This window comes from Polynucleobacter sp. AP-Feld-500C-C5 (genome assembly GCF_018882265.1).
Taxonomy (GTDB): Bacteria; Pseudomonadota; Gammaproteobacteria; order Burkholderiales; family Burkholderiaceae; genus Polynucleobacter.
Window position 1 is genome coordinate 1 of the sequence record NZ_JACVOW010000025.1, and the last position, 18,045, is coordinate 18,045.

An 18,045-nucleotide genomic window follows, 5' to 3' on the forward strand; every position below is an offset into this window, starting at 1 on the left:
ACCCGCTTAAGACCACCTGACTTTAGAAACTCTTTAACTACCTTTAGCTTGAACTGCTTGCTGTACTTGCTCATAAAACAAAACCCCCTTGGTTGGACATAGCGTCCAACTTTTGGGGGTCAGTTCAGAGAGATGGCTTTTTTGCTTATGGCGGAATGGCAGAGTGGCAATGCTTGAGATTGCAAATCTCAATACCCTAGTTCGATTCTAGGTTTCCGCCTCCACGTACTCTTTAATGCTCTTTATGTTTCTTGCCTAATTTCTCAGGCTTGCCGTTTCCATATAGACACCAGTATTGGATTTCTTCTGATAGAGCTTCTAGCTCTTTTAATTTAAGAGTCTTTAAGTCAGACAAACTAACCGCTCCAGTTTTCTGCAATTTCTCGATAGTCTCTTTTAGTGCACTCATTTGATGCCTCTTTTTGTTTTAACGGAAAAATTCATCTCAATGTGAAGCGTTTCATTATCTCCGATTGGTGCAGCTTTGATCCTTTTTGGGGCATTTTTAGGTTTTATGATCACTTGACTACAAATGATGAAGATAGGTAGACATTTAAAACCTTTTAATTACTAAAAAGTACTTTGCTGTCATGCAACATACTTGCAAAGGTGTTAATCTGACTAAGTATTAACCCTAATACATTTTAGATAAGGAGCTTTAAATGACACAATTATTGAGCCTCTTTAATCAAGTTTTTGGTAACCAATCCATCAGCAGCGATTTAGAGAAATATATCCCTTCCAAGGGTTTGCAAGCGTTAAAAGTAGTTCAGCAAGCATTTTTGAATCTTTATGATGCTTGGATTGAGGCTAGATTAGAGCAAGCCAAGTATTACAGCAAGCATAGTCACATTGAGTAACAACATGCTGACGACTGAATTTCTTAGCGGGAATCAGTTTGAAGAATACGGATCTTGGTTAAAAGCCCAAGATCCAGAGACTATTAGCGAATATTTTGGCTGCGCCTTAGGTCCAGAAGCAATTGATAACTTGGTGGAAAAATTTTCTCAAAATGATCAACAGAATCATTTTTTGATAGCCAAAATAAAACATCAATGGGTTGGCACGATCCATATAGCAACCCATACCAAAGCTGTTGAATTTGGCGTGATCGTTGCAATGCTTCATCGTAGGCAAGGAATCGCAAATGCGATGATGGATCAAGCCATCACATGGGCTCGCAATCGTTTTTATACCGACCTATATATGCATTGTATTGAACGCAATAGCGCCATAAAACGCCTTTGCCAAAAGCATGATCTCAAAGTTAGAAATATGATGGGCGATTCACAAGCTGATCTTATCTTGCTTCCACCTACCCCATTCACTTACCTTAAAGAGCAAATGACGGCTCAGCATAACTTGTTAGCCAAGCTCTTTCCCTACCAATATAGCTACCAATAATTAGTCGGGTAAATCGACAAACGGGTGTCAATACCGCCCAACTCCAAGCCTCGCCATCTGAAGCCACGAAACCCGCTCCCTATATCGCACCTGAATCTAGGTAGGTTTAGGTTAATGTTTTAAATACTGTTTAACACAATTCTGACGTCGTTTATTCCTCTAGCTCTAACTCAAGATGCAAAGAAGTTTCGGCATCCGCTAACTCTGCATACTCCATCGCAGCCATCTGATCCTCAAATGACAACTGTGCAAAACGCTCTGATGCTTCAAAGTTCTTCTCTCTGTAGTTATCTAAGGCTAGCAATTGATTCCATGCCGCCTTTTGATAATACTCAGCTGACATTCTTCTTAAGTCGATAACTTTGTCGCCTAGGTTTTTATCTAGCATTTTCTATCTCCTTCAATTTGTAATTGAACTTGACTGTGATGCTCTACCTTTCATATGACATCTTTATGAACTTTCTAACTGTCTTTGTCACATTTGAATCCTATAAATCAAGCCCAAATATGACAATTTCACCTCTTAAAATTTATCCGTAAATATTTTTTCTAGCGATAGATTTGTCATATTCACAAATCCAAAATGAGATCTACTTATGGGAGATGAAGAGCAATTCTGCTCCTTTCCGGTCTCCTCAGCTTGCTCTAACAGCCCATAGGTAACCATATCTGATTAATTTAGGGAGAGCTTAATGACTACCTTTACTACCGAAGATCGCAAACTTGTTGAAAAAGAGCCTATTCCCTTTTATGGCTACTGCGATTTAACTGACCCATCTACTAAGGATGCAAATGCACTTTTGCATCCGGTGCTAAAAAAAATTAAAGTGGAATATAGAGTTGATGACAGCAGCGAGGATTTGGAAGATTAGGCTTTAATGTTCTTTGTGTTTCTTGCCTAATTTCTCAGGCTTAATTTAGGACTACATCAAATGAAATTAACTGTCTTTCGCTACAAAGTCTGGGACCATCAAGATGATGATCATGTTCATGTTGCACCCTACTATGCCATTCGAGAATATATCGAGCATTTAGAGGGCGCAACAGTGATTCAAGATGATTGGCTAGAAGTTGATGAGTCTGATCTTGATACTCACGGACGGATCGCTGTTAGAGACGAAGTTTAGGTTATCTTGCACTCTCTAAAAACTACAACCACTCTGACAACTTTTATATCTGGCTGGCATCTTTATAAATCTGCTGATGCCCTTTATCAATCATTTGCAAAAAGCTCTCCACGAACTGATGATGTTGCTCAGCCATTGCGTTATAAATGGTTAGGTTCGTTTGTCCAAACGCTTGACAGGCAATAGTCATGGCGGCCATCAATTCATTGGGCTTACTATGATCAACCGCTTCAACTACTCTGTCAGTAACCCGCTCGTTGGCCTCTTGCATTAACTCAATTAATTCTTCGTGTAATTTTTTTTGATTTTCAAAAGAATTGCTCGTTACAGCCCAAATAGGCATCATCAAACTATAAAAACCCTCCATAGTTTTCATGGGGTTCATTTGCCCTGATGTCTGTCCTGATCCACCAAAATGGTTTAAGGTCATGATTGGTCTCCTGTTGTAGTTACTTGGGAAGGTGAAACTGTTACTTCATGGTGCTGGTCAGCATCTTGAATAAATTGGGTAATCATTGGTGCAATAGAGCGCCGGAAGACTCCGCCATTAAAAGTACCGTAATGCCCTACTCCTTGAATCAACTCGTAGCGTTTATGTCTTTCAGGTAAATTTGGCGTGATATCAAACGCCGCCTTCGTTTGACCAACCCCACAAATATCGTCCTCTTCACCTTCTATGACCATCAAATAGCTTTTACGAATATGTTTGGTATCCACCTGGTGCCAACGGCTCATCATCTTTCCTTGAGGCAAAGAGTGGTCTTGAAAGACTTCTTTAATAGTTTGCAAGTAAAACTCCTCAGTTAAATCCATCACCGAGAGATATTCATCATAAAAAGCCTTACGACGGTGAGCCTCTTCTTCATTACCTCGAACCAATGCCTCATGCATCGCATCAATAGACATGGCATGACGATCAGAATTCATGGCCATAAAACTATTGAGCTGTAAAAAGCCTGGATAAACTCTTCTGCCCATACCTAAAAATGGTGGTGGTACAGGTTGAATCAAGTTTTTCTCAAACCACTCTAGATCGTGAGATTTTGCAAACTCGTTAACCTTGGTTGGATTAACTCGAGTATCAATCGGTCCAGCAATGAGCGTTAATGAGCATGGCTGACAGCGATCACCCCAATCCGACATGATGGCTGTTGTTGCTAGAGCGGCTACGGTAGGCTGACACACAGCTAAAACATGGGTCTTAGGGCCTAAAAAATGTAAGAAGTCAATTAAGTAGTCGATGAAATCATTGAGATTAAAACGATCTTGATTGGTGGGAATGTTCTTGCAATCTAACCAATCAGTAATGTAAACATCATGCTCCGGTAGCATTGCCTCAACGGTACCTCGCAAAAGGGTGGCAAAATGCCCCGAATAGGGAGCAACAATGAGTAGTTTTGGTTGATGTAATTTTGTGGCTACTTTTTTGAAATGCACTAATTGGCAATAAGTTCGCTTGAGAACTATTTCATCTTGAATCTCAACTGCCCCTCCATTAACCTCAGTCTCATGAATACCCCACTCCGGCTTGAGATGAGCGCCTGACAATTGCTCTATGACATCTAGCCAAGCAAGATTAGATTTATGGAGTTCCGTATTAATAAATGGGTTGGCCGCACTATTTAAAGTAGCCCGCACAATCCTGAGAGATTGACGCATTGGTCGAATACTGGAAGCAATTGTGTTTTGCAAAAGGTATAGCATGCCCATCCCTTAGCTAAGAGTTTGAACCCTGATAGTTATCCTTAGATATGACAACTTGATTACAAGCTGTTTAATCTCGTTTTAAACGACATTACAAGCATTAATCCTTGATGAGCCTTGATTAAATTGATGTATTAGCTAACAGGCTTAGATACTTTCTAACCGTTACTTAAAGTAACACTCAAAAAAAATACCAACCCGAAGGTTGGTATTTTATTTCTGGTGGGCCCACCAGGACTTGAACCTGGGACCAAAGGATTATGAGTCCTCTGCTCTAACCAACTGAGCTATAGGCCCGTTAATCCTTCGATCAATCTTCCTCGAGGAAAGTCTTGAGTTTATCGCTGCGGCTTGGATGACGCATTTTTCTCAGAGCCTTGGCTTCAATCTGACGAATACGCTCACGGGTTACGTCAAACTGTTTGCCTACTTCTTCGAGCGTGTGATCTGTGCTCATCTCAACACCAAAGCGCATACGCAATACTTTTGCTTCGCGTGGTGTCAGTGAATCAAGAACATCCTTCACTACATCGCGCATCGAGTCATGCAATGCTGCTTCAGCTGGAGCCAAGGTGTTGCCGTCTTCAATGAAGTCACCCAAATGAGAATCTTCGTCGTCACCGATCGGTGTTTCCATAGAGATTGGCTCTTTTGCAATCTTCATGATCTTACGTATCTTGTCTTCTGGGATTTCCATCTTCAGTGCCAAGGTTGCAGCATCTGGCTCATGACCAGTTTCTTGCAAGATTTGACGGCTGATACGGTTCATCTTATTGATGGTCTCAATCATGTGAACTGGAATACGAATCGTACGCGCTTGATCAGCAATAGAGCGAGTAATCGCCTGACGAATCCACCAAGTTGCATAAGTGGAGAACTTATAACCACGACGGTATTCAAACTTATCTACCGCTTTCATCAAACCAATGTTGCCCTCTTGAATCAAATCAAGAAACTGCAAACCACGGTTGGTGTATTTCTTAGCAATCGAGATCACCAAGCGTAAGTTGGCTACGGTCATCTCACGTTTTGCTTCACGCGCACGCTTCTCGCCCGCAATCATTTGCTTGTTCACTTCTTTCAATTCAGGAAGTGGGATAACCACATTCTTCTGAATATCAATCAACTTCTGTTGAAGTTCCTGAATCGCTGGTACGTTCCGTTGTAAGAGAGCGCTATAGGGCTTGTTCTCTTTGAGTAACTTGTCAGTCCAAGTGAGATTCATCGACATCTTAGGGAAATCTTTTAATACTTCACCACGATTAACGCCAACTTTATCTACCAACAAGTTAACGATGCCACGCTCTAGTTTCCACACTTGATCTACTTGTGAGCGCATCGTGTCACATAACTTCTCAACACTCTTCGCCGTTAAACGGAAACCCAGTAACTCTGCACGAATTGCATCTTGTGCCTTGATATAGGCCGGGCAGTTATAGCCATCTTTATCAAAAGCACGACGCATCTTGTCAGCTTGCGTGCGAACAATTGCAAACTTCTCTAAGGAAATTTGCTTTAACTCTTCAAGCTGTTTAGCGTTCGCAGTTGCAGCGCCACCGCCACCACCTTCGTCTTCACCTTCCTCTTCACCTTCTTCAGCATCAGGATCAATCTCTGGCTCTTCTGGTCCAAGCTTGATGTCTTCCGCATTAGGATCTACCAAACCATCAACGAACTGATCGATTTCCATTTCGCCGGACGCAATCTTGTCCACATTGCTCAGAATCTCTGCAATCGTGACAGGGCAAGCAGCTAAAGCCATCACCATGTCTTTGAGGCCAGCCTCAATCTTCTTGGCAATGACGATCTCGCCTTCGCGAGTCAACAAATCTACCGTACCCATCTCACGCATGTACATACGGACTGGGTCAGTGGTACGACCAAACTCTGAATCTACTGTAGAGAGCGCTGCTTCAGCCTCTTCTTCAGCCTCTTCTTCAGACGCTGCAGCAGCAGTGTTATCAGACAGAATTAAGGTTTCAGCATCAGGCGCTTGTTCGTAAACAGTAATACCAATGTCGTTCAACAAACTGATCAAGGTTTCTAATGCATCAGCATCAGACAACTCGTCAGACATCACGTCATTCATCTCACCATGGGTTAAGTAACCCTTGGACATACCCATCTTGATCAAAGTCTTCAAGCGCGCACGACGTAATTCTTGTTGCTCTTCAGTACCTAACTGTTGTGCTGCGAATTCTTTTAAGAGGGCTTTTTCTTTCGCTTTACGCTCACGGGCTTTTTGACGATCCGTTAATACTGGCTCAGCGCCATCTGCAGGAGTCTCAGCTTTGGCTTTACGGCCGCGCTTTTTTTCTTCCTCAACGACTGGAGAAGCAAGCTCGGCTCCTTTTGCTTTTTTACCTTTTAACTCTTCTACTTTTGGTGCTGGTGCAGCCTTGCCTTTTTTAGCCGGCTCTACCTTTGCAACCTTAGCTGGTGCTTTAGCAGCAACCTTGACCGATTTGGCTGGAACTTTTACCGGTGCTTTCTTGGCGGCTGGCTTTGCAGCAGCTTTCACTGGTGTTTTAGCTTTCACAGGAGTCTTCGCTTTTACAGCTGGCTTAGCAGGTGCTTTCTTAGCCGCTGGCTTTGCAGCAGCCTTTACTGACTTAGCGGGGGCCTTCTTAGCCGCTGGCTTTGCAGCAGCCTTTACTGGTTTAGCAGGAACCTTCTTAGCAACCGGTTTTGTGGTCGCCTTTTTGGCTGCTGGTTTTGCAAGCGCTTTTACTGGCTTAGCCGGAGCTTTTGCTGTTTTAACTGGTTTTTTGGTCTTGGTATTAGGCATTTATTAGCACTTACTCACATTACTGTTATTGATCTCGACTGATAAAACACAGCCCCGTAACTCACTTACTCACTTACCCCAAATTTCTTCAAAATAAAGCGCAAGTGGCTGAATTAATTCGTTTTTTTCTTGGGAACAGAGGATTATAGTCGATTGCGACTTTTTTAGCCCCTGATTACCTAAAAATATGGGGTGTTTTTCAGGTATTTCTAGGGGTGTTTCAGTAAATTCTTAGGAGAATTTCAGCTTTTCACCCAATTCACGATATCGGGCTTTATCTTGGTCGCTGGCGGTCTCACCAGCGATTTTTTGGGCAATGTCGGTCATTTCTTGTTTGAGGTGAATCAGCTCTAGTTTCTTAAAGGCCCCGTCTAAATCGGCAGCTGCCCCCTCAAGCTCTAAGTCAGAATTCATGACACGCTTTCTGAGCACTTCATACATTGAGGCAAGCTCACTGCGAGAGAGCTGATCTTGGAACATTGCAAATGCCCCGGCGCCTACTGTGTCAGGTTTTCCGTTTTCCCCTGGAATCAATTCCACTTGATCACATTGAGATAAAAGATCTTTCATTAATGCGAGTGCATTGGCTGATCGTTGCTCAGCAGCTTTGAGTGCGAGCGCACGCTGATTGCTATCGAGCGCTTTACCTAAATGCGGAAACTGAATTAACACACGTAACATCTGCTCGGCTAAATCGGTTGGCGCTTTTGGTGGCTCAATATTCTGTGTCGCCACTCGCTTTGCAGAGCCTTTAGAGGCTTGCCATGGAGCGCCTTGTCGATTGCCGGTATTAGAGTAATTGCTTTGATTGTTTTGATAATGGGTTTGCTTTGCCTGAGCAGGCTGATAGCTTGTCTGTCGAACAGGCACTACCGTTAATCCGCAAAAAGCTTCTAACTCAGCAGGAGTGGTGTTAGTTCGAATGGCGAGCTCACGCAAAATTTGAGTACGCAACGCAATCGGTGGCATGGATAGTAGCAAAGGCTTGGCCGCATGATGCGTATGGGCTCTACCTTCCGGAGTTGTTAGATCGTGATCTTCGCTCGCAATCTTAAAGAAGAAGCTGGAGATCGACATTGCCTCTTTGATGACTTTTTCAAAAGCAGGTGCGCCATAAGCACGCACATAACTATCAGGGTCGTGCTCAGTTGGTAAGAATAGGAAACGAATTTCTTTATCGTCAGACATCAGAGGTAGACAGGCTTCAAGAGCACGCTGGGCTGCACGTTGACCAGCAGAGTCGCCATCAAATGAAAAAACAACTTTGTCAGTTTGACGCAATAACATGCGTACATGGTTTGCAGTACACGCCGTACCCAGCGTGGCCACTGCATTAGGGAAACCCAATTGCGCCAGTGCTACAACATCCATATAACCTTCACACACCAAGACATATTCTTGCGCACGAATCGCTTGTCTTGCCTCAAATAAACCGTAAAGCGTATTGCCTTTAGAAAAGAGTGGTGTCTCTGGAGAATTTAAATATTTAGGCTCACCTTGATCTAAGATGCGACCGCCAAAGCCAATCGTTTGACCTTTGGGATTCCGAATCGGAAACATCACACGATCCCGAAAGCGATCGTAGCGCTTGACTGCTGGCTTAGTCACAGGGGAGCCTTCAGCCTGGTCCCCCTGAATCAGTAAGCCGCCTTCCACTAAAGTCTTGACTACTTCATCGTTGGCGTAGGAGCCAAAGACAGCTTCAAGACCTTGCCAACCATCAGGGGCATAGCCAAGTGAATATCGTTTAGCAATCTCACCAGTCAGGCCGCGCCCTTTTAAATACTCTACTGCGCGAGTACTACCCTTAAGCTGTTGGCGATACCAATCAGCCGCAGAACTCATCACCTCGCTAAGTGCCATCGCCTGCTGTTGTCTTGCAACATCATTCGCTGTGCGATCTTCACGCGGTACATCTAAACCTGCAGAACGCGCGAGCTCTTCAATAGCATCGACATATCCAAGACCAGAATATTCCATCAGAAAACTGATGGCAGATCCATGGGCACCACAACCAAAGCAGTGATAGAACTGTTTGGTTGGTGATACAGAAAATGAGGGGGACTTCTCTGAATGAAAGGGGCACAAGCCTTGGTAGTTTGCGCCTGCTTTTTTTAACTTTACGTGCTGCCCAACCACATCAACGATGTCGACCCGATTTAAAAGATCGGCAATGAAGGATTGTGGAATGAGCGCCATAAGGCTAAGAGTATGGAGCGAGTTCTCTTATTTTGCGAGTGCGGCTTTTACTAAGCCAGATACCTTACCCATATCCGCTTTACCAGCCAATTGACCTTTGAGTACGCCAATGACTTTACCCATATCCTGTGGACCGGCAGCGCCTGTAGAGGCAACCGCGGCTGCTACTGCAGCAGCAACTTCAGCATCGGACAATTGGGCAGGCAAGTAAGCCTGCAGAATGACCATCTCAGCAGATTCCACCGCAACCAAATCATCACGCTGTGCTTTTTCAAATTGAGAGATCGAGTCTTTGCGCTGCTTGATCATTTTTTCAATTGTTGCAATGATGGCTGCGTCATCGAGCACAATGCGATCATCTACTTCGCGTTGTTTGATAGCGGCTAACAAAAGTCGAATGGTGCCAAGACGTGCAGTCTCTTTAGCGCGCATCGCGTTTTTCATATCTTCGGTAATTTGATCTTTCAAACTCATTTGATTCTTTCTGATGTTGAATGTATCCAGTTTTATTTGGCTATTTAAAAAGCAAAAACCCGCTGCGTTTCACCGTCAGCGGGTTTCAAAGCTTCTCGGTGAAGAGAGCTTTAAATTCTATTAGTAAAGCTTCTTCGGCAACATTTGGCTGCGAATACGCTTGTAATGGCGTTTAGCAGCGGCAGCCTTTTTACGCTTACGCTCAGCCGTTGGCTTCTCGTAAAACTCGCGGGCACGCAAGTCTGTCAAAAGACCATTTTTTTCAATGGTGCGCTTGAAACGGCGCAATGCCACTTCAAATGGTTCGTTTTCGCGGAGGCGGACTGTAGTCATACTTATTTAACTCGTATATGCTCGATAAATATCGAAAAATTAACTGAATTGCGATTCTAGCACGACCAAACCAAAAATGATTGTTTTAGGAATAGAAACTTCTTGTGACGAAACCGGGGTGGCTTTATACAACACCACCCCCTGGGAAGAGGGCAAACCTGCATTCCAAGGCATTCTGGGGCAGGGTTTGCATTCTCAGATCGCCATGCACCGAGATTACGGGGGCGTTGTCCCAGAGTTAGCCTCTCGAGACCATATTCGCCGGGTTTTACCCCTTTTAGACCAATCTTTGACCCAATCTGGCCTGAAATTAGCCGACATTGATGCGGTTGCTTTCACTCAAGGTCCGGGCCTAGCGGGCGCCCTACTGGTTGGCAGTGCTTTCGCCAAATCCCTCGCCCAAGGCCTCCATTTGCCCTCGATCGGGATTCATCACCTCGAAGGACACCTACTTTCGCCACTTTTGGGTCATACTGCACCCCAATTTCCCTTTATCGCCCTCCTGGTTTCTGGTGGACATACCCAACTCATGAAAGTCTCTGGCATTGGCCAATACGAACTTTTGGGTGAAACCTTAGACGATGCCGCGGGTGAAGCTTTTGATAAAACTGCCAAATTATTAGGTCTTGATTACCCCGGTGGTGCAGCTATTTCTAAACTCGCAGAACAGGGTCGCGTCGGAATATTTGATTTACCAAAACCGATGCTGCACTCTGGTGACTTGGATTTCTCATTCTCGGGATTGAAAACTGCAGTGCTGAATCAAGTCAAAAAGTTTGAAGAGAAAAAAGTATCTGATCCTACTGAGGTTGCACAATTTCATGCGGATCTTGCGAGAAGCTTTGTCGATGCCATCGTTGCGGTCTTAGTCAGTAAATCTGAAAAAGCACTGAAACAAACTGGCTGTCAGCATTTAGTACTTGCTGGCGGTGTTGGTGCCAACTTGCAATTGCGTGGCGCTTTAAATGAGAAGGCTACACGTCAAGGTTTTGAGGTGCACTACCCACCACTAGAGTTGTGTACCGATAACGGCGTGATGATTGCTTTTGCTGGTGCACTACGCATGCTTGCCAAAAATAATGGCTCCACAACTTCTGGAGCCTTTGATATCAAACCCCGCTGGGATTTGCAAAGTAATAATTTGGTTTAGCTTGCTTTACTTCTTATGGCTGATACGAGCAAATGCACTGTGATTGTGGATAGACTCAAAGTTCTCAGCCTCAACTACAAAAGACTGGATACGCTGATCTGCCTTAAGATTTCCAGCTACATCACGCACTAAGTCTTCAACGAATTTAGGATTACTGTAGGAATGCTCAGTCACCCACTTCTCGTCAGGGCGCTTAAGTAAACCCCAGAGTTCACTAGATGCCTCGCTCTCGGCAGCGGCAACTAAATCTTCTACAGTCATCTGTGTTTTGGAATCCAATGTCACCGTCATCGTGACATGTGAGCGCTGATTGTGCGCACCAAACTCCGAGATCTCTTTTGAGCAAGGGCATAAACTCATCACAGGTACTTGTGCGCGTAGAACCAATTCAATATCGGTACCACCAGCCGTATGTTGCGTATTTTGTTTAGCAGTGGCCATCCAAGTGACTTCGTAATCCATCAAGCTTTCGACACCAGAAACGGGCGCCGCTTTTTTAACGAAGTGGGTGTAAGTAAATTGCACATGGCATTCTTTAGCATCTAACAAAGGCAACATCTCTTTTACGAGTGCGACAACCGTAGTGCTATCGACTGCCGCATCTTGCTTTTGCAAGAGCGCCATGAAACGAGACATGTGCGTGCCCTTGACATGAGCAGGCAATGCCACATCCATCTCAAAAGTACCAACCGATGGAAAGTTGCCAGTCTTGCTGCGAATCATCAGTGGATGACGTACACCCCGAATACCGACTTGCTCAATTGGCAACGCGCGCACATCCAAAGTGGATTGCACGTCAGGCATTGCACTAGCTTTCAGAAAGGCGGGGTTCATGTCATTCATGACTCTATTTTCAAGCAAAACGGGCTTATTTGCCTGAAATTGCTGAATTTGCCATTAATACCGCAGGAAAACGCTTTTTAATAGAGTTTGTAATACCCTCAACATCCAAGCCACACTTAGTCATGAGCAGCTGATAGTCGCCATGTTCAATAAATTCATCAGGAAGACCTAACTGCAATAGGGGCTTGTTAATCCCGAGTGAGGAGAGCACCTCCAAGCAAGCGCCGCCAGCGCCGCCAGCAATGGCGCCATCTTCAATGGTGACTAGATAATCATGATCGGCCGCTAATGATTTGATGAGATCAATATCGAGTGGCTTTACAAAACGCATATTGGCAACAGTCGCATCGAAACCTTCAGCCGCTTCTAATGCGGCATACAACAAAGTGCCAAATGCCAAGATCGCCACACGCTGTCCAGCGGGTGCGTTCGATTTACGACGAATCTCACCCTTACCCAAAGGCAAAGTACGCAGCTCTGTTGAAGGAATAGTGCCAACACCTGAACCACGCGGGTAACGCACGGCACTAGGGTGAGCTTGATGATATGCAGTCGTCAATAAATCGCGGCACTCTGCTTCGTCTGCTGGCGTCATCACCAACATATTTGGAATACAACGCAAGAATGGAATGTCATACGCACCGGCATGTGTTGCGCCATCAGCACCCACTAAACCTGCGCGATCGAGTGCAAACAAAACTGGCAAATCTTGCAGAGCAACGTCATGAATCAATTGATCGTAGGCGCGTTGCAAGAAAGTGGAATAGATCGCCACCACTGGCTTCATGCCTTCGCAGGCCATACCTGCTGCAAAAGTCACTGCATGTTGTTCAGCAATACCAACGTCGTAATAGCGCTTAGGAAAAGTCTTTTCAAATTCAACCAGACCAGAGCCTTCCCGCATGGCTGGTGTAATTCCAATTAACAAAGGATCGGCATGGGCCATATCGCAAAGCCATTCACCAAACACTTGAGTGAATGTTTTCTTGCTAGCAGCAGCTTTCTTGACGCCCTCTTTAGGATTAAATTTGCTTGGCCCGTGATATAGCACTGGATCAGCCTCAGCCAACTCATAGCCCTGACCTTTTTTAGTCACCACGTGCAAGAACTGTGGGCCATTTCCCTCGAGCGCTAGGCGGCGTACGTTCTGCAACATGGGAATCAAAGCGTCTAAGTCATGACCATCAATCGGGCCAAAGTAGTTAAAGCCAAATTCTTGGAAGATGGTTGATGGTGAGACCATGCCCTTGGCATGATCTTCCAGGCGTTTAGCAAACTCGCGCAGTGGGGGTGCGATCGATAGCACGCTATCAATTCCTTTTTTGGTTGCAGAGTAAATATTTCCACTAAGCAATCTGGCAAGGTGACGATTAAGCGCACCCACTGCTGGTGAGATCGACATATCGTTGTCATTCAAAATCACCACAAGGGGCAAATCGTCATACACACCCGCATTATTCATCGCTTCAAAAGCCATGCCGCCCGTCATCGCACTATCACCCATCACAGCAACTGCAACTTGGCGTTCACCCTTGGTTTGAAAAGCACGTGCCATACCCATTGCTGCAGAAATACTAGTCGATGAGTGGCCAGTACCAAAAGCATCAAACTCGCTTTCAGCACGCTGAGGAAATCCTGATAATCCTTTGAATTGACGCAGAGTGCTCATGCGCTCACGACGACCAGTCAAAATTTTGTGCGGATAGCTTTGATGACCTACATCCCACACGATGCGATCGCGCGGCGTATCAAATACGTAATGCAAGGCAATCGATAACTCTACTGTGCCCAAGTTGGAAGACAAATGTCCACCAGTTTTGGAAACGGATTCCAAAACAAATTGGCGTAACTCATCGGCAAGAGCAGGCAGCTCTTCGCGAGAAAGTGTTTTTAAATCGTCAGGAGAATTAACGGAATGCAAAGTCATCGAATCTAGTTTGTCTCATTTGCCTCTATTGACGACCAATAGGGCTAAATCTTTTAAGGCCTGCGCTTGATCACCAAAACCATCCAAACTACTGATGGCGGTTTCTTGCAATTCTTTCGCCTGTTTCTGTGCATAGTCTAAACCCATCAAGGTCACATAGGTTGGCTTGTCATTGGCTGCATCTTTACCAGCAGTTTTTCCAAGAGTTTGGCTATCAGCCGTAGCATCCAGCACATCATCCACAATTTGGAAAGCCAAACCCAAGGCTTTTGAGTATTTTTGGAGTTGGGCCAATTGATTTGCATTGAGATCGGCAGCAATGCCACCGAGTTCTACCGCACAAGAAAGCAAAGCACCGGTTTTCATGGCATGCATTTGTTGTAAACCTGCCAGATCTAATTTCTTACCAACGCTCTCTAAGTCAATAGCTTGACCACCCGCCATACCGCGCGAACCAGAGGCTGCAGCTAAGACACTGATCATGTGTAAACGATTATTCATATCGCACTGGGCGGTAGCCAGAATTTCAAATGCGCGGGTTTGCAAAGCATCGCCCACTAACAATGCAGTTGCTTCATCAAAGGCTTTGTGTACTGTTGGTCTACCGCGGCGCAAGTCATCATCATCCATGCAAGGCAGGTCATCGTGCACTAATGAATATGCATGAATACATTCGATCGCTACTGCTGCAGCATCTAATGCCGCATTCTTTTCCTGGGAAGATTGATCACCCAATTCACCAGCCGCATAAACCAATAGAGGACGAATCCGTTTGCCACCACCCTGTGCTGCATAACGCATGGCTTCATGTAAACGCTGAGGCGTTACCTGCGCAGAATCAAGCAAACGATCTAAGGCAGATTCAGTGTGTTCAGAGTGAGCGGTAATCCACTCCTGAAATTGAAAAGGAGTACCCAATTAAGCCTCGAACACTCTCACTTGCTGTTCGACTTGCGCAAGAACCCCTTGGCAATGTTTCAGCAAAGCTGCGCCCCGTTGATAGGCCAATAAAGTCTCTTCTAGAGAAAATTTGCCAGACTCCATATCAGAAATGAGCTTTTCAAGCTCTTTTACAGCTTGCTCATAGCGCAGATCTGGGTCGATTTGGATCTCAAGACCTGGTTTTTGATTCTCTGATTTCTTGGCTGGCATAAGCGGGTTCCTTCATATTTCCGATACGGATTGCCCTCCATATTAAAGCGAGATGCCCCTCAGATGGGTATAATCGACCCCTTCCTTTCCAATATCGATCCGTCGATGGTTGGATTGGTTATTCCGCTTAGCTTCGGCTGACGTTTTCGGGGGTGGGGAGAATGACTAATCTGGCTACCGCGCAGAAGCTTGCGCCGTCCAATCTACAACTGCCGGTTTCGGCATATTTCGATGCTGATTTGTATCAGCAAGAAATTGAACTGCTTTTTAAGCAGGGTCCTGGCTATGTTGGCCATGAACTCATGGTGCCTGAAGTGGGCTCCTATCAAACTTTAAGCGCAGAAAATGAAGGTCGCATCCTCGTTCGCAATAACGAGAGTGTTGAACTGCTTTCCAATGTTTGCCGGCATCGCCAAGCACTGATGCTCAATGGCAAAGGTAAAACTGAAAATATTGTTTGCCCCCTGCATCGTTGGACGTACGACTTAGGTGGCAATTTACTGGGTGCACCGCACTTTGAAGATAAGCCTTGTTTAAATCTTGGCAAGTCCCCTTTGCAAAATTGGCAAGGCCTATTGTTTGAAGGTCCCCGCGATGTGCGCGCTGATCTTGCCAAACTCGGTGTGGCAGACGATCTCCAATTTGATGGCTATCTGCTCGACCATGTTGAAGTACACGATTGCAATTACAACTGGAAAACTTTCATCGAGGTATATCTCGAGGATTACCACGTGGTGCCGTTTCATCCAGGCTTAGGCAAGTTTGTTTCATGCGAAGACTTGCATTGGGAATTTGGTGATTGGCATAGCGTACAAACTGTGGGCATTCATAAAGATCTCCAAATCCCGGGATCGCCAACCTACCGTCATTGGCACGAAGCCGTGTTGCGCCAATTTGACGGCAAAGCACCACGCCATGGGGCGATCTGGCTGACCTACTACCCTAATGTGATGGTGGAGTGGTACCCAGGTGTTCTGTGCGTTTCTACATTGCATCCGATGGGTGTCAACAAGACTCGGAACATCGTTGAGTTTTACTACCCAGAAGAAATTGCCTTATTCGAGCGTGAATTTGTGGAAGCCGAACGTGCTGCTTACATGGAGACCTGCATCGAGGATGATGAAATCGCAGAGCGCATGGATCAAGGAAGAGCAGCACTACTTGCTCGTGGCATTAATGAGGTTGGTCCTTATCAAAGCCCGATGGAAGATGGCATGCAGCATTTTCATGAATGGTACCGTCGCGCTATGAATTTTCAAGGTGCATAATCTAAATTAGTAGCTTTACTCCTTTCCTCGCTACCTCAATAAAGGAAACATCATGACTCCTCTAATTACCGCAAACCAGTTAGAAGAAATCATCAATAGTGGTGAAGATGTTTTGCTCTGCGACTGCCGCTTTGATTTAACCGATCCAGAGTCAGGCAAGAAAGCGTATGAAGAGAGCCATATTCCTGGTGCGATTTACGTCGATCTTGATCGCGATATGTCAGGCAATAAAACGGGCAGTAATGGCAGACACCCCTTGCCAAGTCCTGAGGCATGGGCGCAAACTAAAACCCGTTTAGGCATGACTCCCAATACCCTCGTAGTTGCGTATGACAAACAGGGCTCGGTCTATGCCAGCCGCTTGTGGTGGATGCTCAAAGCTACTGGCCATGCGAAGGTTCAAGTCTTGGATGGCGGCCTTGATGCCTGGAATGGCCCTATGGGCACAGTGCCACGCAAACCTAACCCTGCACCCCAAGCCATTGAGCCAAGAACCTATGTTGGGCTTGCCTCAGTAGATGAAGTGGTGGCCAACTTACAAACCAAGAAACTTACGGTCATTGATGCGCGAGCTAACGATCGCTTCCATGGTCAAAACGAAACTTTAGACCCCATTGCTGGACATATCCCTGGCGCAATCAATCATTTCTTCAAAGGCAATTTATCTGCGACTGCATTTAAACCCGCAGAGCAACTCTTTAAAGATTTTGTTGAATTACTAGGCCCTGTAAAACCTGCTGAAGTTATTCACCAATGTGGCTCAGGCGTTACTGCATGTCACAACCTTCTGGCGATGGAAGTCGCTGGTCTCAAAGGCTCCCGCTTATATGCGGGCAGCTGGAGTGAATGGTGCGCTGACCCTAGCAGACCAGTCGAAACTTAAAAACAAACTTTTGAATTAGTGCAGGAGCGAGAGTAGGATCACAAATCCTACGCCACAGGCAATCAACACCGTTTGACGCAGTGACTCAGCCCAGTGTGGGCGACGGTGCATTTGCGGAATTAAATCGCTCACCGCAATGTAAATAAAACTGCTGGAAGCAATCACAAGCAAATACGGCATCGCTGCATGCGCTTTCTCTAAAAAGAAGTAGGCCAATACCCCGCCCACTACAGCTGACAGACCACAGATGAAGTTGTAGAGCAAGGCGCGCGCGCGTGAGAAACCTGCATTGAGAAGCACAATGAAGTCACCAATCTCTTGTGGAATCTCGTGAGCAATGATGGCGATCGCTGTAAAGATACCCACTTGATAGTCGGCCATAAAAGCAGCGGCAATCAAAATGCCGTCCACAAAGTTATGAATACCATCACCTACCAAAATCATCCAACCACTGCGCCCCGCATTCTCCGCATCATGACCGTCATGATGGTGGTGACCATCACCTTCGTGATGATGGTCATGGCGCAACAAGGCAATTTTTTCTAGCAAGAAAAATCCTAATAATCCCGCCAACAAAGTCGCAAATAAGTACTGGGGGTTAGTACCTTGCATATTGAATGCTTCGGGTAACGAGTGCAAGAGCGCTGTGGCTAGCAGAATACCAACCGACAAACTGACCATGTTATTGACCATCTTCGACAGCAGCGCGATTGAAAAACTGGCGGCGACCAAAACGCTAGCAGTACCTGCTAATGCTGTCACCAAAAGAATACTTTGAAGAACCGTCATTGAG

The 18,045-nt window shown here is 45.4% G+C and carries 20 protein-coding genes and 2 tRNA genes; 8 read left to right on the forward strand and 14 right to left on the reverse strand.

Annotated elements, in window-relative coordinates:
- The first annotated feature begins 149 nt into the window (after nt 1-149).
- Nucleotides 150-224, forward strand: a tRNA-Cys gene (locus ICN21_RS09840).
- A gap of 8 nt (nt 225-232) precedes the next feature.
- Here the strand turns inward: ICN21_RS09840 and ICN21_RS09845 are convergent.
- Nucleotides 233-409 (reverse strand): hypothetical protein, encoded by a 177-nt coding sequence (locus ICN21_RS09845; protein WP_215320584.1) that lies wholly within the window; start codon nt 407-409, stop codon nt 233-235.
- A 253-nt stretch (nt 410-662) separates the two neighbouring features.
- On the opposite strand from ICN21_RS09845, the gene ICN21_RS09850 reads away from it, so the two are divergent.
- Nucleotides 663-860, forward strand: a complete 198-nt coding sequence (locus ICN21_RS09850; RefSeq protein WP_216178290.1) for a hypothetical protein — start codon at nt 663-665, stop codon at nt 858-860.
- Nucleotides 861-864: 4 nt separating this feature from the next.
- Nucleotides 865-1,404, forward strand: coding sequence for a GNAT family N-acetyltransferase (locus ICN21_RS09855; RefSeq protein ID WP_216178291.1), 540 nt, complete (start codon nt 865-867; stop codon nt 1,402-1,404).
- Between the two features lie 151 nt (nt 1,405-1,555).
- On the opposite strand, the gene ICN21_RS09860 is transcribed toward ICN21_RS09855, so the two are convergent.
- Nucleotides 1,556-1,792, reverse strand: a complete 237-nt coding sequence (locus tag ICN21_RS09860) for a hypothetical protein (RefSeq protein ID WP_096674812.1) — start codon at nt 1,790-1,792, stop codon at nt 1,556-1,558.
- A 304-nt stretch (nt 1,793-2,096) separates the two neighbouring features.
- On the opposite strand from ICN21_RS09860, the gene ICN21_RS09865 reads away from it, so the two are divergent.
- Nucleotides 2,097-2,276, forward strand: a complete 180-nt coding sequence (locus ICN21_RS09865; RefSeq protein WP_215320586.1) for a hypothetical protein — start codon at nt 2,097-2,099, stop codon at nt 2,274-2,276.
- 60 nt (nt 2,277-2,336) lie between these two features.
- A complete protein-coding gene (locus ICN21_RS09870) occupies nt 2,337-2,531 on the forward strand; it encodes a hypothetical protein (protein WP_216178292.1) in 195 nt (64 codons plus the stop codon).
- Between the two features lie 43 nt (nt 2,532-2,574).
- On the opposite strand, the gene ICN21_RS09875 is transcribed toward ICN21_RS09870, so the two are convergent.
- From ICN21_RS09875 to rpsU, 7 genes are all read right to left on the reverse strand, one after another.
- On the reverse strand, nt 2,575-2,961 hold the full coding sequence (locus ICN21_RS09875; RefSeq protein ID WP_216178293.1) for a hypothetical protein: 387 nt from the start codon (nt 2,959-2,961) through the stop codon (nt 2,575-2,577).
- Nucleotides 2,958-4,235 carry a polyhydroxyalkanoate depolymerase gene (gene phaZ / locus ICN21_RS09880; RefSeq protein ID WP_216178294.1) on the reverse strand — a complete coding sequence of 426 codons (1,278 nt, stop codon included), beginning with the start codon at nt 4,233-4,235 and terminating at the stop codon, nt 2,958-2,960. Before phaZ ends, ICN21_RS09875 begins: the two co-directional genes overlap by 4 nt.
- Before the next feature lie 220 nt (nt 4,236-4,455).
- Nucleotides 4,456-4,532, reverse strand: a tRNA-Ile gene (locus ICN21_RS09885).
- A 13-nt stretch (nt 4,533-4,545) separates the two neighbouring features.
- Complete coding sequence (gene rpoD, locus ICN21_RS09890; protein ID WP_216178295.1) at nt 4,546-7,023, reverse strand: RNA polymerase sigma factor RpoD; 2,478 nt, start codon at nt 7,021-7,023, stop codon at nt 4,546-4,548.
- A gap of 231 nt (nt 7,024-7,254) precedes the next feature.
- Nucleotides 7,255-9,222 carry a DNA primase gene (dnaG, locus tag ICN21_RS09895; protein WP_216178296.1) on the reverse strand — a complete coding sequence of 656 codons (1,968 nt, stop codon included), beginning with the start codon at nt 9,220-9,222 and terminating at the stop codon, nt 7,255-7,257.
- Between the two features lie 27 nt (nt 9,223-9,249).
- Nucleotides 9,250-9,696, reverse strand: coding sequence for a GatB/YqeY domain-containing protein (locus ICN21_RS09900; RefSeq protein ID WP_216178297.1), 447 nt, complete (start codon nt 9,694-9,696; stop codon nt 9,250-9,252).
- Between the two features lie 120 nt (nt 9,697-9,816).
- A complete protein-coding gene (rpsU, locus tag ICN21_RS09905) occupies nt 9,817-10,029 on the reverse strand; it encodes a 30S ribosomal protein S21 (RefSeq protein ID WP_011903537.1) in 213 nt (70 codons plus the stop codon).
- A gap of 76 nt (nt 10,030-10,105) precedes the next feature.
- Here rpsU and tsaD point away from each other — a divergent pair, with 76 nt between their 5' ends.
- Nucleotides 10,106-11,179 carry a tRNA (adenosine(37)-N6)-threonylcarbamoyltransferase complex transferase subunit TsaD gene (tsaD, locus tag ICN21_RS09910; RefSeq protein WP_216178298.1) on the forward strand — a complete coding sequence of 358 codons (1,074 nt, stop codon included), beginning with the start codon at nt 10,106-10,108 and terminating at the stop codon, nt 11,177-11,179.
- Nucleotides 11,180-11,185: 6 nt separating this feature from the next.
- Here the strand turns inward: tsaD and folE2 are convergent, their stop codons facing one another.
- Genes folE2 through xseB form a run of 4 tightly spaced genes read right to left on the reverse strand, consistent with a single transcriptional unit; the run spans nt 11,186 to nt 15,101 of the window.
- Nucleotides 11,186-12,022, reverse strand: coding sequence for a GTP cyclohydrolase FolE2 (folE2, locus tag ICN21_RS09915; protein WP_216178299.1), 837 nt, complete (start codon nt 12,020-12,022; stop codon nt 11,186-11,188).
- 25 nt (nt 12,023-12,047) lie between these two features.
- A complete protein-coding gene (gene dxs, locus ICN21_RS09920) occupies nt 12,048-13,949 on the reverse strand; it encodes a 1-deoxy-D-xylulose-5-phosphate synthase (protein WP_216178300.1) in 1,902 nt (633 codons plus the stop codon).
- A gap of 15 nt (nt 13,950-13,964) precedes the next feature.
- Nucleotides 13,965-14,867: a polyprenyl synthetase family protein gene (locus ICN21_RS09925; RefSeq protein WP_216178301.1), complete on the reverse strand. Its 903-nt coding sequence runs from the start codon at nt 14,865-14,867 to the stop codon at nt 13,965-13,967.
- The gene (gene xseB, locus ICN21_RS09930; RefSeq protein ID WP_216178302.1) at nt 14,868-15,101 is read right to left on the reverse strand and encodes an exodeoxyribonuclease VII small subunit; all 234 of its coding nucleotides are present in this window, start codon (nt 15,099-15,101) and stop codon (nt 14,868-14,870) included.
- Nucleotides 15,102-15,262: 161 nt separating this feature from the next.
- Between xseB and ICN21_RS09935 the strand changes: the two genes are divergently transcribed.
- Nucleotides 15,263-16,369: an SRPBCC family protein gene (locus ICN21_RS09935; RefSeq protein WP_215295701.1), complete on the forward strand. Its 1,107-nt coding sequence runs from the start codon at nt 15,263-15,265 to the stop codon at nt 16,367-16,369.
- Between the two features lie 52 nt (nt 16,370-16,421).
- Nucleotides 16,422-17,252 (forward strand): sulfurtransferase, encoded by an 831-nt coding sequence (locus ICN21_RS09940; protein ID WP_216178303.1) that lies wholly within the window; start codon nt 16,422-16,424, stop codon nt 17,250-17,252.
- Nucleotides 17,253-17,267: 15 nt separating this feature from the next.
- Here ICN21_RS09940 and ICN21_RS09945 read toward each other — a convergent pair whose 3' ends face one another.
- On the reverse strand, nt 17,268-18,041 hold the full coding sequence (locus ICN21_RS09945; protein WP_216178304.1) for a ZIP family metal transporter: 774 nt from the start codon (nt 18,039-18,041) through the stop codon (nt 17,268-17,270).
- Between the last annotated feature and the right edge of the window lie 4 nt (nt 18,042-18,045).